At 61.7% G+C, this 14730-nt stretch carries 7 protein-coding genes and 3 pseudogenes; 2 read left to right on the top strand and 8 right to left on the bottom strand.

The window, feature by feature from the left end; translation table 11 throughout:
* Positions 1-30: 30 nt before the first annotated feature.
* Positions 31-4008: an AAA family ATPase gene (locus ABNX08_RS41580; protein ID WP_349607601.1), complete on the bottom strand. Its 3978-nt coding sequence runs from the start codon at positions 4006-4008 to the stop codon at positions 31-33.
* A 307-nt stretch (positions 4009-4315) separates the two neighbouring features.
* Here ABNX08_RS41580 and ABNX08_RS41575 point away from each other — a divergent pair, with 307 nt between their 5' ends.
* On the top strand, positions 4316-5257 hold the full coding sequence (locus tag ABNX08_RS41575; protein WP_349607599.1) for a hypothetical protein: 942 nt from the start codon (positions 4316-4318) through the stop codon (positions 5255-5257).
* 224 nt (positions 5258-5481) lie between these two features.
* On the opposite strand, the gene ABNX08_RS41570 is transcribed toward ABNX08_RS41575, so the two are convergent.
* The 3 genes from ABNX08_RS41570 to ABNX08_RS41560 form a co-directional block, all read right to left on the bottom strand.
* Positions 5482-5649 carry a hypothetical protein gene (locus tag ABNX08_RS41570; protein WP_349607597.1) on the bottom strand — a complete coding sequence of 56 codons (168 nt, stop codon included), beginning with the start codon at positions 5647-5649 and terminating at the stop codon, positions 5482-5484.
* 79 nt (positions 5650-5728) lie between these two features.
* The gene (locus tag ABNX08_RS41565; protein ID WP_349607595.1) at positions 5729-7114 is read right to left on the bottom strand and encodes an FAD-binding oxidoreductase; all 1386 of its coding nucleotides are present in this window, start codon (positions 7112-7114) and stop codon (positions 5729-5731) included.
* 120 nt (positions 7115-7234) lie between these two features.
* A complete protein-coding gene (locus tag ABNX08_RS41560) occupies positions 7235-10495 on the bottom strand; it encodes an AAA family ATPase (RefSeq protein ID WP_349607593.1) in 3261 nt (1086 codons plus the stop codon).
* 1012 nt (positions 10496-11507) lie between these two features.
* Here ABNX08_RS41560 and ABNX08_RS41555 point away from each other — a divergent pair.
* On the top strand, positions 11508-11729 hold the full coding sequence (locus tag ABNX08_RS41555) for a helix-turn-helix transcriptional regulator (RefSeq protein WP_349607591.1): 222 nt from the start codon (positions 11508-11510) through the stop codon (positions 11727-11729).
* A gap of 253 nt (positions 11730-11982) precedes the next feature.
* Here the strand turns inward: ABNX08_RS41555 and ABNX08_RS41550 are convergent.
* From ABNX08_RS41550 to ABNX08_RS41535, 4 genes and pseudogenes are all read right to left on the bottom strand, one after another.
* Positions 11983-12078 (bottom strand): annotated as a pseudogene (locus tag ABNX08_RS41550) (prop effector); the annotation flags it as partial.
* A 183-nt stretch (positions 12079-12261) separates the two neighbouring features.
* Positions 12262-12516, bottom strand: coding sequence for a hypothetical protein (locus tag ABNX08_RS41545; RefSeq protein ID WP_349607589.1), 255 nt, complete (start codon positions 12514-12516; stop codon positions 12262-12264).
* 195 nt (positions 12517-12711) lie between these two features.
* Positions 12712-13191: pseudogene (locus tag ABNX08_RS41540) on the bottom strand (integrase); the annotation flags it as partial.
* A gap of 179 nt (positions 13192-13370) precedes the next feature.
* Positions 13371-14591: pseudogene (locus tag ABNX08_RS41535) on the bottom strand (IS3 family transposase).
* Positions 14592-14730: the final 139 nt, after the last annotated feature.

Below are 14730 nucleotides of genomic sequence, written 5' to 3'. Positions count from 1 at the left end.
CTCCGACGGTTCTTTCCACTCAGCCTTGCGCTAGCGACTCTTCAGATCAGCCAGGAGTGCTTGCGCCGTGCGAACATCAGTGAGTTCACTTCCTTCCCTTATGCTTTCGCAGGCGGGCTGCAGCACGGTGTATGCATTTTCAATGTCACCCGTTGCTGCCAACAGGCGTGCAAGGCTGATCGCCGCCCGAAGCCCGAGAAAACTGGCGCCCTGCCTTTGCGCAACCGCGATCGCCTCGCGAAGGGACGCGAGTGCTTCTTCTCGTCGCACGGGGCACTGAGCTGCGAGCAATTCGCCTTTCAGACGCAGCATTTCCGAGAGCTGGAAGCGTCCGCCGTGCTGATTGACAGCGGCGAGCGCCCGATCGATCTCGACGAGCCCTGCCTCTGGTTTGCCCGCGCGGCCAAGCGCTTCGCCAAGCAGCGCATTGAAGTACGGCAGCCCCATTTCGGCACCCGTTGCACTGATTGCTGAAATGCCCTCCCGCATCCGTTCTATGCCCTCGTCGAGATCACCCAGCTGCGCCAGCGCCCAACCCAGCTGAAATGTCCCTTGCGACAGCAGCAAGGGCAAAACGTACTCCTCGCAAACTGCAATTTCCCGCGCCGCCCATTGTCTCGCCAGCTCCGGCTCGCCACGCAGGAGATGCGCGAAGCTACATGCCCAGTATGCCAATGCCGTCGTCAGTGGATGACCAAGTTCTTGCGCGAGTTCCAGCGCCTCGTCGCAAATCGACAGCGATTTGTCCGGGTATCCGCGCAGGCACTGCACTAACGCGGTGAAGCATCGGCAGCACACACCAGGATCATGTCCAGAGTATTTGAATGTCAGCGAGTGGTCTCGCTCGCGCTCGTAAAGGACCATTCCTCTTGAACTATGAAACTCTGCGGTAGTGTATTCACCCATGAAAAAACTATTCGTCCAGAAAAGATGATGCGTCTCGATTTGCATCCCGTGGTCATGCGAACCCGCCGTCAGAGCTATGCAACGGTTGCCGAGTTCGCGGGCGATTTCCGACTCGCCACGGATCATTCGATACTGTCCTTCGCCCCGTAGCACGGTGAACAGTTCGCTCTCGTCTCCAAGCTCCTCGCAGAGCGCTCTCGCCTGCGTATACGCGTCAAGCACTTCTTTCGCCGCCCAGCCCTTCGCCGCCATCATGGTCATGCCCAGGACCTTCTGATAATCGAGTTCTTGCCTGAGCAGGGCAGGGGTGCGAGGCAACGTCCGGATGATCTCGAGCCCTCTGTTCAGGTGCTCAACCGCCTGCTGATACGCGGACCGCTGAAGCGCCTTGCCCGCGGACTGGTACAGATAATGAACAGCCTTGTCCCATAGTTCGCCAGCAAGCGCGTGATGCGCGAGGCGTTCGACATGCTCGTCGAGACGTTGCGCGTAAAGTCGCTCGATGACATCCACAAGCTGTACGTGCACCGAGCGTCGCCGCTCTTTGAGTACGCTTGCATAAGCGACACGATGCGTGAGCGCGTGCTTGAAGGTGTATTGCTGGTGCAGCAAAAACCGGGTCTGATAGACGAATTCAGCCGCCTGCAGATCAGCCAGCAGATCGAGTACCTCTTCGCGGTCGAGATCGGCTATCGGCTGCAGAAGATCGACCGGAAACTCATGACCGATCACGGCCGCCATCTGCAGCAGGTTCTTCTGCTGCACGGACAGGCGATCGATCCGCGAAGCAAGGACCGCATGCACGGTCGATGGAATATCGAACGTGTCGATGGCTCGAACCATCTGGTAGGCACCCATCTGGCCGACCAGTGCGCCCGCATCTGCCAGCGCACGAACAGACTCTTCCAGGAAAAGGGGCGTGCCTCCCGTGCGCTCGATCAGGCGCCGGCGAAGCGCGGAAAGCCTGCCGTCGTCGCCGAGCAGCGTCCGCAGCAGCAGTTCTGCGCTTTCGTCGCCAAGACTGTCCACGTGCAGTTGGGAAAAATAGCTCTTGCCAGACCATTTGTGCCGATACTCGGGTCGATGGGTCACGAGAAGCATCACGCGCGACGCACCAATGAAGTCGACGAGATGATCGAGCACAGCCTGGGTGCCGTCATCGATCCAGTGCAGATCCTCGACAACGAGTATCAATGGACGCTGCTCACTCGCGCGGATCACAAGAGTGGCAACCGCTTCGAGCGTGCGCTTGCGCCTTTGCGGCGGACTCGCCATCTCCCATTGCGGATCGTCCGGCGGCAAGTCCAGCACTACAGCGAGCGCGGGACGCGTCGACGCGAGTTCCGGGTCGACCGCGTCGACTCCGCGACGAAGCTTGTCGGCTGCCTCGGCCAGTGGCTCGCGCTCGCCGATGCCGAACCATGTCCGCAGCAGGTTGGCGAGCGGAAGATAGATCGCGCTCGTGTCGTGTGAGGTCGTGCCGGTCTCGAATTTTGTCCACCCGGCCGCTTGTTCCGAGTTGACAAACTCGTGCACGAGGCGAGACTTTCCCACGCCTGGTTCTCCGACGATCGCGCATACCTGGCCTGCGCTGCGTCCGGCACGCTCGAGCATCCCCTGCAAACTGGCCATCTCCGCGTCGCGGCCGACAAAACGTGTGAGGCCGCGTACGGTGCGAGCGTTCCAGCGAAGACGCAACGCAGACTTCGTACGCAGCATGAAAATTTCGACGGGAGGCGTCGCGCCAGGAAGCGGCGTCGCGCGAGGATCCGAGACCTCGATGAAGCCTTCCGCACACCGCACCGTGTCGGCGCTCACGCCGATCTCTCCGGCAGAGAGCGCGGCCTCTATCTGATTTGCAAGCTGCGGTACAGAGCCAAGCGCGTCATAGTGTTGCGACCGGTCGTTTCCAATCGTCCGGACGACGGCCTCGCCAGAATGTATGCCGATCCGTACATCCAGAGGCCGGTCAATGATCGCCGAGATGCCTTCGCGCATCGCGAGCGCTGCGTAACACGCTTGCACCGCATGGTCTTCGTGTGCGACAGGCGCCCCAAACAGTGCTGTCACACCATCGCTTCTGAGCTGGGTGACCAAGCCGCCGAATCGCCGAACAGCGTCGACCATTGCTTTCAGCACAGGGTCGACGCGCTCAAGCGCAATTTCGGGATCCATGTCGCTAATCGGCTCGCGCATGCGCGCGCAGAGCACACTTAGCTGCTTACGCTCCGCCGGCAATACCGTCGCACTGTCTGCTTCGTACTCAGCGCGCCACGCGCTGCCGGACGGCTGAGCCGGCTTCCCGAAAGACACAGCTGGACCTGCAGTCTCTCTATCCCCGCCTGAATCCTGCTGGATTCGGGCTGCCAGACGTTGCGTGCCCTCTGCGGGGGCAATGCCAAGTCCGGTATTGAGCACACGGACGCATTCCTGATATTGGCGAACGGCAGCGTCCCGGCGTCCCGTCCTCGCATAGAGCCTCATAAGCACCGCATGGGCCCATTCGAGTAATGGGTCCAAAGCCAGTGCTCTGCTTGCCGCCGCAATTGCACGGCTAAATTCGCCAGACTGTTCATAATGGCTGACGAGTTCGGCGAACACTTCCACAGCGCGCTCATGAAACCAGCGACGCTCGACCATCATCCACTGCTCGAAGGGCTCTTCACGCAGGCCAAAACCATCCAGTAGCGCGCCCCGATAGAGCGCGACAGCCTTTGCCAGTGCATCGGGAGACCGCTCAGTCGCGAGGTGCGTGAATTGCAGCGCGTCGACTTCCACGAGATGTGCGTCGAGCCAGATGGCATCCGGCTCCGCTTTCAACAATGGCGGCGCGTTCGGCAGAATCCGGCGCAAGCTCGACAGTGTCTGCCGCAAACTGGCTCTCGCCTGCTCTTCAGCGCTGCGCTCCCAGAACACGCTTGCCAGTTGCTCTCGCGAGCGCAGCATGCCTGGTGACAAGGCAAGGTAGGCCAGGATGGCCTTGCTCTTCCTGGTGGGAAAGTCCAGCGGCACATGCTGCCCAGCAAGCCGGATGTGCAGGCCTCCGAGGACTTCGATCTTGAGCCGGGTCATGTCGTGCGTGAGGTGATGCGTCGCCCTCAAACAGTGTACTCCGCGCTGCACGACATTCAGGCATCCCATGCAGACTGCCCGCCCGTCTGTCCTTCATGAGTCTCTTTTTTTTTGACGGCGTTTTTACGCGGCCTCGCACGCTGTTCACAGATCGATGACGTCCGCCAACGATAGTTGGATCGTGACGATGCCGTACGCCAAACCTGGCTGACACGTTCGAGGGGCCGGGAAATCCCGGGCGGCACCGGCACGGCAGCTCACGCACCCAAGAGCCTCAGAACTGCCGCCAGGCTGCCGTGTGAGGTATCCGTGAATCGCAATTGAAGGAGATGTTTCAATGGAAATCATGACTGATGGGCATAAGCTCAACACCAACCGCTATGCCAAGTGTATCGCTGCATCCAAGCGCGTCCGCTGGGATATCGACCGCGACGTGATTCGCGGCAGACGCTTCGATTTCACGAAGAAGTTTCTCCCGGACGCGCTATCGAAGGTCGATGCTCTCGCCTTTCTTGGTTCCGACGAGCAGCGCCTGCTCAGTCAGATTCAGGGCCGCACTTACGCAAACATGTTTGGCCTCGTCGAACGCTTCATTGCAGCGAAGGTACTGGAGATGAGCGGCCCATACCGCCTCGGCGACCAAAGCGCACTCGAAGCACTCGTCCGGTTCACCGATGAAGAAATCAAGCATCAGGAGCTGTTTCGCCGCATCGAAGGCATGTGCGCCGAAGGCATGCCAGCCGGTTACACGTTTTTGCCGGATGCAAACAGCGTGGCGTCGTTCGTACTCGCGAAGTCCACATGGGCAGTGCTCGCTCTAACCTGTCACATCGAACTCTTCGTGCTCGCGCACTATCGCGGCAGCATCGACGGGGACCCGAATTCGTCTGAACTATGGAAGGATGTCTTTCTCTATCACTGGCGCGAGGAATCACAGCATGCGATTCTCGATGAAATCGAATGGCGCCGCGAAGATGCGACGCTTTCGCCTGAAGAACGTGACGCAGGTGTCAACGATCTGATCGAACTGATCGCCGCCGTCGACGGCATGCTGCAAACACAGGCTCGCGCGGACGCTGATTACTTTGCGATGATCTGCGGACGATCGCTGCCAATGGCCGACAAAGAATCTGTGCGCATGAGCCTGCTTGCAGCATACAGGTGGCAATACATCATTTCCGGAGTGCAGGAACCCCGCTTCAGTCAGATTCTCGGCGGTATGATCACTGGGAACCAGGTGTCTCGAATCGAAACCGCGATGGCACCAATCATGAGTTAGCGCGACAGCGCCGGCTGCGAACTCCCCCGTTCGCGGCCGGTAAGTATCAGAACCGGAGCTTTGCGGCGAGAAGGCGGGGTCGCGGCTATGGGGGGAACAAGTTGCCGAACACCACAAATGACCTGTTGGCCTGCCGGTAGGGCATTGTGGCACCGAGCTCTGCATGATCGAGACATTATCGTTTGCCAGCCCGCCTTCTTGATAGGTCTCCCGCCGCGCGCCCCCTATTGAAACAGGTAGAGCGAACGTTGCCCCTCGTTTGCCCGATCACCTGTACCGGCGATTGCACCCATGGATTTGCCGCCGGAACAATCCGCGTCACTCCCGGTACCAGCGCAACCAGCGAAAGCGAACATCAAGGCCGCGAATCCCGTGCACACGAACTTGCTCATGAATATGTCCTTCAGATTCCAATAGGTAAGGGGAGTGCTCCGCAAGGGGTATTCCCTCCGCATGTCCCCATCCGCTGTATCAAGTAGGCCTGATGTTCTGATTCACGCGGAACAGATTTTTCGGGTCGTACTTCCGCTTGATTTCCGCCAGGCGCGCATAGTTGTCGCGATAGGCCGCCTTCACGTTGTCATTACCCTCGTCCATCATCATGTTGATGTAGCCTCCGCCTGCCGCGTACGGGTGCAGCGCCAGCCAATAGTCCTTCGCCCACTGGGTCATGCGATCGTTGTTGGCCGGGTCGGGATCCACGCCGACAATCACGCTGGCGAAGTTCGCATCGCGGTAGCTGAACGCAGTGTCGTTTCGGCCTGCGCGATGCGCCGCGCCGTTGATCGGATACAGGTGCATGGTCGAATGCATCGTCGGCAACTGCTGCGCGTACTTGATGTGCAGGTCAATCGCCTTGTCGCTCAGGTCGCTCACGAAGTCGGCTTTCCAGTACCACTGCAAGCCAGGCGGATACAGCCCGTCGAACAGGCTCTGCAGGACCGGCCATGGAATGGGCCCGGCAAAGTCCACCGCTGGCGGCATGGCGTCGCGAATCGGCTGGAAGCGGGCTTCGGCTTCATCCAGCGGGCCGGTATAGCACCACACCACGGCGCACATCTTTTGCAGGTGAACAGCGTCGGGGAACGGCGGCGCGGGCGGAACCGTAACGAAGCCGAACCAGCCATTGATGTCCTGCGGCGCGGTCAAGATGAACTCGCGCCACCATTTCATCAACTCGCGCGCCTTGTCCATCGGCCACAGCATCGGGCCGCCGTAGACCGTGCCGACGGGATGGGCCTTGAACTCGAACGACGTGACCACGCCAAAATTGCCACCGCCGCCGCGCAGCGCCCAGAACAGGTCCGCGTTTTCGTCGTCGCTGGCATTGACCAAGCGTCCGTCGGCCAGCACAACCTCCGCACTGAGCAGGTTATCGATCGTCAAACCGAATGCTCTGCTGAGATAGCCAATGCCCCCGCCAAGCGTCAGCCCGCCCACACCGGTGGTCGAGATGAATCCGCTGGGCGTCGCCAGGCCATAGGGGCTTGCGGCATGATCCACATCGCCCCAGGTGCAGCCACCGCCGACGCGAAGCGTCCTGCGCTTCGCATCGACAAACACGCCTTTCATCGGTGACAGATCAATTACCAGTCCGCCATCGCATGTGCCGAGCCCGGCGCCATTGTGTGCGCCTCCGCGCACGGCCAACATCAGTCCCCCGTCTCGCGCGGCGTTCACCGCCGCAATGACGTCTGCAACGTCGGTGCAGCGCGCGATCAGCGCCGGGCGCTTGTCGATCATTCCGTTGTATACCTTGCGCGCCTGGTCGTAGGCCGCATCACCAGGTTGAATCAATTCGCCCCGAAAATGCGGTTTAAGCGCGGTTGCGACGGTCTCATTCAGCGAAGATTCCATGGCTGCCTCCTGCACGGTTGGTATGCAGTAGTTGTATCAATCGCAGCGTCTGGAAAGCGTTAGGTCGGGCGTTAGATGTGAGATCTTCTTGCCCGGCCGGGCTGAGCGGTCCAACCGCAACTAACGCGCAAGTAACGCTCGCGCCTCGATGATGTCGGGCTGGTCGAAGCCCTCGGTGAATCGGGCGAGCGGCGGCTCGACCGCAGTACGCGCGTCGACGTGGCCCTGTTTCTGTCGCAGCTTTGCCAGCGACAGGGCGGCGCGCAACTCGAGTGAGTGAGCTCCCTGGCTCGTGGCGATCTCGAGCGCCCTGAGCAACGACGATTCGGCTTCGACGAGGTTGGCGCTGTTGTGCAACAGCAGCTCGCCGCGCAGGCGACACAGTTCGGCGTCCAGCCAGTGCTCCCCTGTGCGCCTGGAGTCATCGAGCGCTCGATCGAGCGCTGCAAGCGCGGCCTCGGTTTCACCCACGTCGCCCAGACATTCCGCCAGCAGCCCGCGATACAGCGTCAGCCGCAGGCGTGCGCCCGTGGCGAGAAAGCCGTCGATGGCCGCCTGCATCCCCGCCACAGCCTCGGGGCTCGGCGACTGTTTGGCGCTCGCCCATGCGAGCAGCACGTCGGCCCAGGCGAGGTAATACCCGACGTGGTACCGTTCGGCGATCTCATGCGCCTGTCTGGCGTAGTGAAGCGTGAGACCGTGCTCGCGTCGCAGGGCATGCTGCATGGCGAGATAGGCCAATGCAAGCGCCTGGGAGAATGGGTGTGCCACGCGATTCGCCATCGCCAGTGCTTCGCGCCCACGCTGCAAGGCCTGGTCGGCAAGTCCCGTGAACCAGAAGGCATGCGCCGACCATGCTGCGGCCAATACGCCGAAGTTGCCGCCCATCAGTGACACATGCTCGGCGTGCTGGGCCTCGTTATACGCGTCGTGCGCACGTTGATACGCAGCTTCCACCGCCACCCAATCTCCCTTCTGGACCAGGCTCCCCATCACGTTGGTCCACGCCATCACCGCGTAGGTACCCGAGCCAAGCGGGCCCAACCCCGCAAGGAGTTCCTCGCTCAGGCTCTGTGCCTGCGCAATTTCCGCCCTCACTTCGAGAAAGAATGCAAGGCTGACCTGAGCGCGCGCCTGTTGACTGACGTCGCCCGCGGATCTGCTGAGTTCCACGGCGCCTCGCAGCGGCGATTCCAGCTCGGGAGCCGCCCAGCCGCGGGAGATGCGGATGGGTGGCGCAAGGTCGAGTTGCAATGCCAACGACTGCCTGGCGCGCTCTTGTGGGTCCACGATCTGATTGGCTTGTGACAGCCCGCGTTGCAGCAGCGCGATTGCATCGTCATAGGCATACACACTCTGTGCGACGCCAGCCGCGTGACGATAGAAAGCGGCTGACCGGCTGGTCTGGCCCGCCTGCTCGTAGTGCGCAGCAATCTGTGCGCTTACAGCGTCGAGATCACCGCCTGGTTCCTGCTCGAGTGCCCGCGCCACGCGCTGATGCAAGCGGCGGCGCAGTAGGGGGCTCACCTCGGCGTATGCCACGTCCCTGATCTTGTCATGGCTGAAGTCAAAGGCCATGCTCCCACTGTCGGGCTGGCGCACAATGCGCCGTTGCCAGAGTTCGTCCAACGCGCTTGCGAGAGCGTCCTCGCTCAAGTCGCTCGCCAGGGTGAGTACGTCGGCGTTGAAGGCGCGTCCAATGATCGCGGCTAGCCCGACGATGTCCCTTGCGGCGGGCGAGAGTTGCGCCAGCCGATTCGAGATGACCGAATATACCTTGGGTGGCAACTTCGAACTTGTCCCACTCTGCGCTCCATCGGCCGTCGCGATGTCCGAGCGGGCGCGCATCATCTCGACCGTGAACAAAGGATTGCCCTCGCTCTCCTGGAACAGCCGTGTGGCCTCCGTATCGGCCAGCGGTCGGTCTATGATCTGGGCCGCGATCTTCGCGGTTTCGGCGGCATCCAGGGCGTCCAGTGATATCTCGATGAGTTGGTCGTCGCGGCGCAAGGCGTCAAGCAGCCGGTTCACGGCGTGCAATGGCATGATTTCTTCATGACGCGCCGTAGCGACCACCAGGAGCTTCGCGCCCACGTCGAAGTGCATCAGAAAGCGCAGCCATTCGAGCGTCTCCGCGTCGCACCATTGCAGATCGTCTAGCAACAACAGCAGCGGCCCGCCTTTCGCCAGGACAGCTCGTGCCAGCGCTTCGAAGAAGCGCTGGCGTTGCCAGTATTCGGTGAACGGAGAGGGCGGTGACAAGCCGGGTTGCTGCGTCAGCAGTTCAGGCAGCAGACGGGCGACTTCGGTCAGCCATAGTTTGTCGAGCCGGCATATCGCTTCGTGCAGCGCAGGGCTTCGTAGCCAGGCGGTGACCGGCGTGAGCGCAAGCCGTCCCTCGGCGGCGTAGGCGCGCGAGTGCGCCGCGGTGATTCCTTGCCCGGCGATATATACGAGAAACTCCTGTGCCAGGCGCGATTTGCCAATGCCGGCTTCGCCCGAGATCAGGGTGAATTGCTTGTCGCCGAGTTGCGTGCGCTGCCACACTTCGAGGAGCTGTTGCCATTCACGATCACGTCCAATCAGGGGCAGCGTTGCGTCCCGCGGGCGTTGGAGTTGCGTTGGCGCAGCCTCGGCAGCGAGGCGCGCATAGGCCTCTCGCAGAGCGCTGCTCGGCACGACGCCTAACTCGCGCTCGAACGTTTCAACACAGGATCGATAGGCGCGCAACGCGGACGCTTGATCGCGGTTCAGTGCATGCAGACGCATCAACGTCATATAGGTAGGTTCGCGGCATGGATCTAGCCGCTGCAATTGTTGCGTGTGCTTCAACGCCTTTGCGTAGTCGCGTCTGTTCTCACTCAACTCGCTGAGACGGGCGAGCGCCGCGATGCACTGTTCGCGCAGATGATCGCGCTCCGGGGCTATCCACTCATCGAGGCAATTCGCTAACAAGTCGCCGCGATACAACTCCGCGGCATGCGTCAGCATTTCCTCTTCGGCGGCGGCGTCTCCGTTCTTGGCAGCTTGCTCTGCAGTGGCGAGGGCGATTTGGAACTGGGCCACATCAAGATCGAGCGCCGAATCGGGCAGCCATCGCACCATTTGCGCATCGGCGTGGACGAGCCGGGCTGCCTGCGGCCAAGCCTTGCGCAGCTGAAACAGGAGTTGACGCAGAGCATTGCGCGCCTGGGCTTGCCCGGAATCGGGCCAGAACAGAAATGCAAGTTGCTGGCGCGACTGCGGCGCGCCCCGACGCAGAATCAGGTAGGCAAGCAGCGCCTGTAATCGGGGGGAGTTCGCATCGGGTATGTGCGCGTCAGCACCGTCGAGATGGAACTCACCGAACAACCGGACAGAGTAACGAGCTTCAGGAGGCATGCTGAGACACTGTGCTGGAGCCCATCCGCATCTCCGAGTTTGAGCCGGAAGTGGCGCACCACGGCGATCAACCCCGCAGCGGTGCCTGTCTGACGTAACCGCGCTTTCGGTAAAAAGCATTGCGCAACAAATCCTTGCGGATTCGCGGCAACAATTCAGCGTAACTTGAATTTTTGATTGGTTTGGACATTTTTGCACCGCTCGCGTCAATCTGCATCGAAAGCGCGGAGCTCCCAGGCAGGCGCGGTGTGGTATTGAAACTGCATGGCGCGCCCGGCAACGGCGAGTGCCTGACACCAACATTGTCAATACCAGATTCAAATGTCGGGCTGGCTGTTTAGAAATGTCGGCACGGTCGTGCTTTTGCGCTGGGGTGAAGGCTTTTAGGGGGGGTGGAAAGGGCGGTGATGCTGGCCGGAAGCGGCTGATTCGGGATCAGGGTGGCGCAGGGGAAGCCCCACCGGCAAAGTTTGAATGTCCGCACGAAGAACTACAGGCCGACCTAGCGGCCCGGCAGCTGCGACCTCGCGCCCCCACAAATGCAAATAATCGCCAGTGCGATGTCGCATCTTTGCGGAGCAAGCATGCCCGTTGGCTGGCAACGAGGGGCCGTGCACTCGCAGGCAGGGCAAGGCCGCTATTTGGCAGGCGTTGGGCTAGCCTCGGTGCGAGGCCATTTCGGCGTGATGCGATGCTGGCACCTTCGACGAGGCAGGCCCGGGCAGTGGACATGTTGGCCATGGCGCAGTTCGCTTGAAGGGTGGCGCGATTCTGGCGCAGTTCCCGTGCGACGTCACCTCCATCTCCAGGCAGGCCCGAAAAAACTTCGCACTGGCCGCGCCGTATCTCATGGGTCACTTATGTCGCACGATTTCTCATACTGCGCCACATCCGCGCCAGATTCTGGCGCAGTTTGAAGACGTCGCACGCCAAAATAAAAACGCAATTAATCGCCAGGCAAGGCCTACAAGCACTGGGCGACCGCATTCGAGCAACCCGGGCAGGAGACGGGATGCCAATTGACCAGGCAGCGAGGCATTGCGGTGTCTCCATCGGCATGCTCTCCAAGCTGGAGAACGGCAAGGGCGTCAATCTCGAGCACGCCCTGCGTGTGATGGACGGACTGGGTTTGACGGTGCTGGTCGTGCCCAAGGCGCATGCGCCTTGGCTCGAACAGGCAGCGGCCCATGCGGCCAAGGTCGGCGAGGGTGCTGTGTGGGATCAGCATGCCTAGCTGGAGAAGTCGCGTGGCGCCCTGATCAGCGCAGGTGTAATGCCGGGCTGCGGCCTGTCAGCGATGTACACACTTGGGTTTGACGCGGCCGCGGTTGGCCAAGACGCCGCGCGGGAAGCGCGTGGCCCTGAGACAAATCGTTGCGTACCTTCGCCGGGCCTGTGCCGATACCCTGACCTCAGGGACATCGACGAGAATCAGCTGGGCTTCGACACATTCGCAGGATTTGATCGCGCTATTGCCGCACGACTGCTCGCAGATGCCGCGCCCGTTTCGCATTGGCCTGGCTGACGTGCCTGGCCTCTTGGCCGGCCAGATCTACCCGCGATGCGCCTTCCACCAGGCAAGTTGGGCCGCCTGAAAGAAAACCCCACACTTCAGAAAAGTGTGGGGTTCGCAGCAGTCTGAAGCCCACCTCCGGGCGAGCTACTTCGACTAAGGAATGCGACGAGGGCGCCTGAAGGAGCCCTCCCCAAGACCTTAACGCTGGGACCGGGTTCGGGGGGAGTGGTCCCAGACCGAGGGTTGCAGCTCAGAGGGGGGCGCGGTCAGACGCAATATAGTACCTGGCGCCGTCGGTATAGGTGTCGAATTTGCCGCTTTTCGCGCCGTCAGTGTAAACGTCGTACTTCCCAGACCTCGCGCCGTCAGTGTAAACGTCGTACTTCCCAGACCTCGCGCCGTCAGTGTAAGTGTCGAATTTGCCACTCTTGGCAAGCGCCGGAGCGGCCGACAGAGCGGCGGCGAGTGCGGCGACAGCGATCAGGGTTTGGCGATTGGTATTCATGGCTCACCTCTTCTTCAAACTGGTGGATGCCAATGTCATCCCTTGACCTTTGTTGCGCTGCGGCATCCGATGGCAGCATATTAGGGATTTCCCTTGTAACGGTAAACCCCTACGCTCACAATGATCGGTTTCAACAACCACAATAATCTGCCCTGAACCGGCCTTCACGGTCGCCCAAAGGTCATGGCTCAGCTAGCGCGGGATGTGCGGCTTCGTTGGCGCGCGCCGCCGGCGGGCGAGGGCAAACGGGTTGCCGGCCAGGTATCCCGCCTCGGTCAGCCAAGCGAACAGCGCATTCAGGATGACCATCGCCTGGCGCACGCTGCCGGGCGAGAGCGGCCCGGCAAACGGGCGCCAGTCCGGATGGCTGCGCGCGAGCTTCTTGCTCCCGGCGAGGACCCAGCGCGCGGCCGGTTGCGAGTCGGCCAGGAAGCGCTCGTAGGCCAGCAGGTCCTCGTGCGTGAGCGAGACAGCGGTTTGCCCAGCTGCAGGACCGCCTACAGGGATCAGTCGCTCGACTTCGCGCCGGTAGGTTGGGAGGGTCGCTGGTCTGTCGTCGTACCGGGCGAGCCAGGCGGTGACGGCGGCCAGGTCGTCGGCCGCGGCGATGCGGGCGGCCGGGGCAGGTGCGCGGTTGCTGCCGTCGCGCCCGGCCAGGACCGGCGGCAGGCGCAGACGCTCGAGCCGTAGAAGAGAGTGGTTGCACCTTGACCAGCAGCGACCGCCCCTCCGCGAGGGTCAGGCCCAGTTGCGCAAGGTCACTGGCCTCGTCGGCCAACCTGGCTTCGATGATCATGCGCTGGACGGACGAAGGGTGGGGTTACCCCGTTTCATCGGACAGATTTGTACTTGAATCAGATCGATCGGTTGTCTCCTCGTAATGGGGCGGTGTAGGCCCTGTGTATCGTCGGATCCCTGCCATCGACAGCGAGCTTTTCAAACTCGTGCGGGGACCGATATCCCAGGGCGCTGTGCAGGCGATGTGGGTTGTACCAGCCCTCGATCCAGGTGAACAATACCTGACGGGCGTCGTCGTGCGTGGCGAAGCGCGAACGCATCAGCAGCTCGCATTCGAGCGTGGCGAAGAAGGACTCACACATGGCGTTGTCGTAGGCGTCGCCCACCGAGCCCATCGAGGGCTGAACACGGGCGTCGCGACAACGTCGCCCGAAGGCAACGGACGTGTATTGGCAGCCCTGGTCCGAGTGGTGAATCACTGCGCTGGTGGGATGTCGCTGTGCCAGCGCCATGTCCAGCGCTTGCAGCATCAGTGCGGTGCGCAGATGACTTCCCATGGCCCAGCCGACGACGCGCCGGCTGTACACGTCGAGCACGACAGCCAGTCTAGTAAAAGCCGGCAGCGGTCGGAATGTACGTTGCATCGGCGACCCACAGTTGATTGGGCGCATCGGCACAGAAGTGCCGCTGCACCAGATCAGGCGCGGGTCTGCCTGTTGCCGCGCGGTGGGTGGTGCAAATGAAGTGCCGCCGGCAAGCCCCGCGCAAGCCGGCTTCACGCATCAGGCGCGCCAGGCGCTTGCGCCCGACGTGGACGCCCCGGCGCAGCAGCGTGGCATGCACTCGTGGCATCCCATAGGTACCGCGCGAGCGCGCGTGAATCTCACGGATTTGCGCGAGCAACAGCTTGTCACTCACGGCATGAGCGCTCGGACGTCGTTCCATCCATGCATGGAATCCACTGCGCGAGACCTTAAGCAGCCGGGCCATGGTGGACAGCGGATAACGAGCCTGGTTCGCCTTCATGAATTCGTACCCTTGTCGGGCAGCGAGTCGGTCTCCCGGGCGAACCAGGCCGCGGCTTTTGCAAGTATCTCCCTCTCCATTTTGAGCTGTCGGTTCTCACGGCGTAGTCGCGTGAGTTCCTGCCGCTCGGCTGTGGTTAGACCGTCCTGGCGAACGCCGGCATCGCGATCCGCTTGAGCGACCCAGTTGTAAATCGTCTGGGCTGTCGGTTCGAATTCCTTGGCCAGATCCTCCGGACGGCGACCCGCATGGACCAAGTCAACCATTTGCTGACGGAAGACAGCACTGTAAGGTGGGCGCGTTTTCGACATGGTGCACCTCCTGTTTACTCAAGATAGGCACTGTCCGAAAAAACGGGTCACCTCCAGGGGCGCACTGCATGGTGCAGGTTAGGGTCGCGGTTTTGAACGGCGAACTCTCACCCGACCGCATCTCGGCGCTCGAGATCGC

It is taken from the genome of Cupriavidus sp. DF5525 (assembly GCF_040149425.2).
Classification (GTDB): Bacteria; Pseudomonadota; Gammaproteobacteria; order Burkholderiales; family Burkholderiaceae; genus Cupriavidus; species Cupriavidus pickettii_A.
Note: the sequence above shows the minus strand (reverse complement) of the source record. Positions and strands in the feature narration are given on the sequence as shown.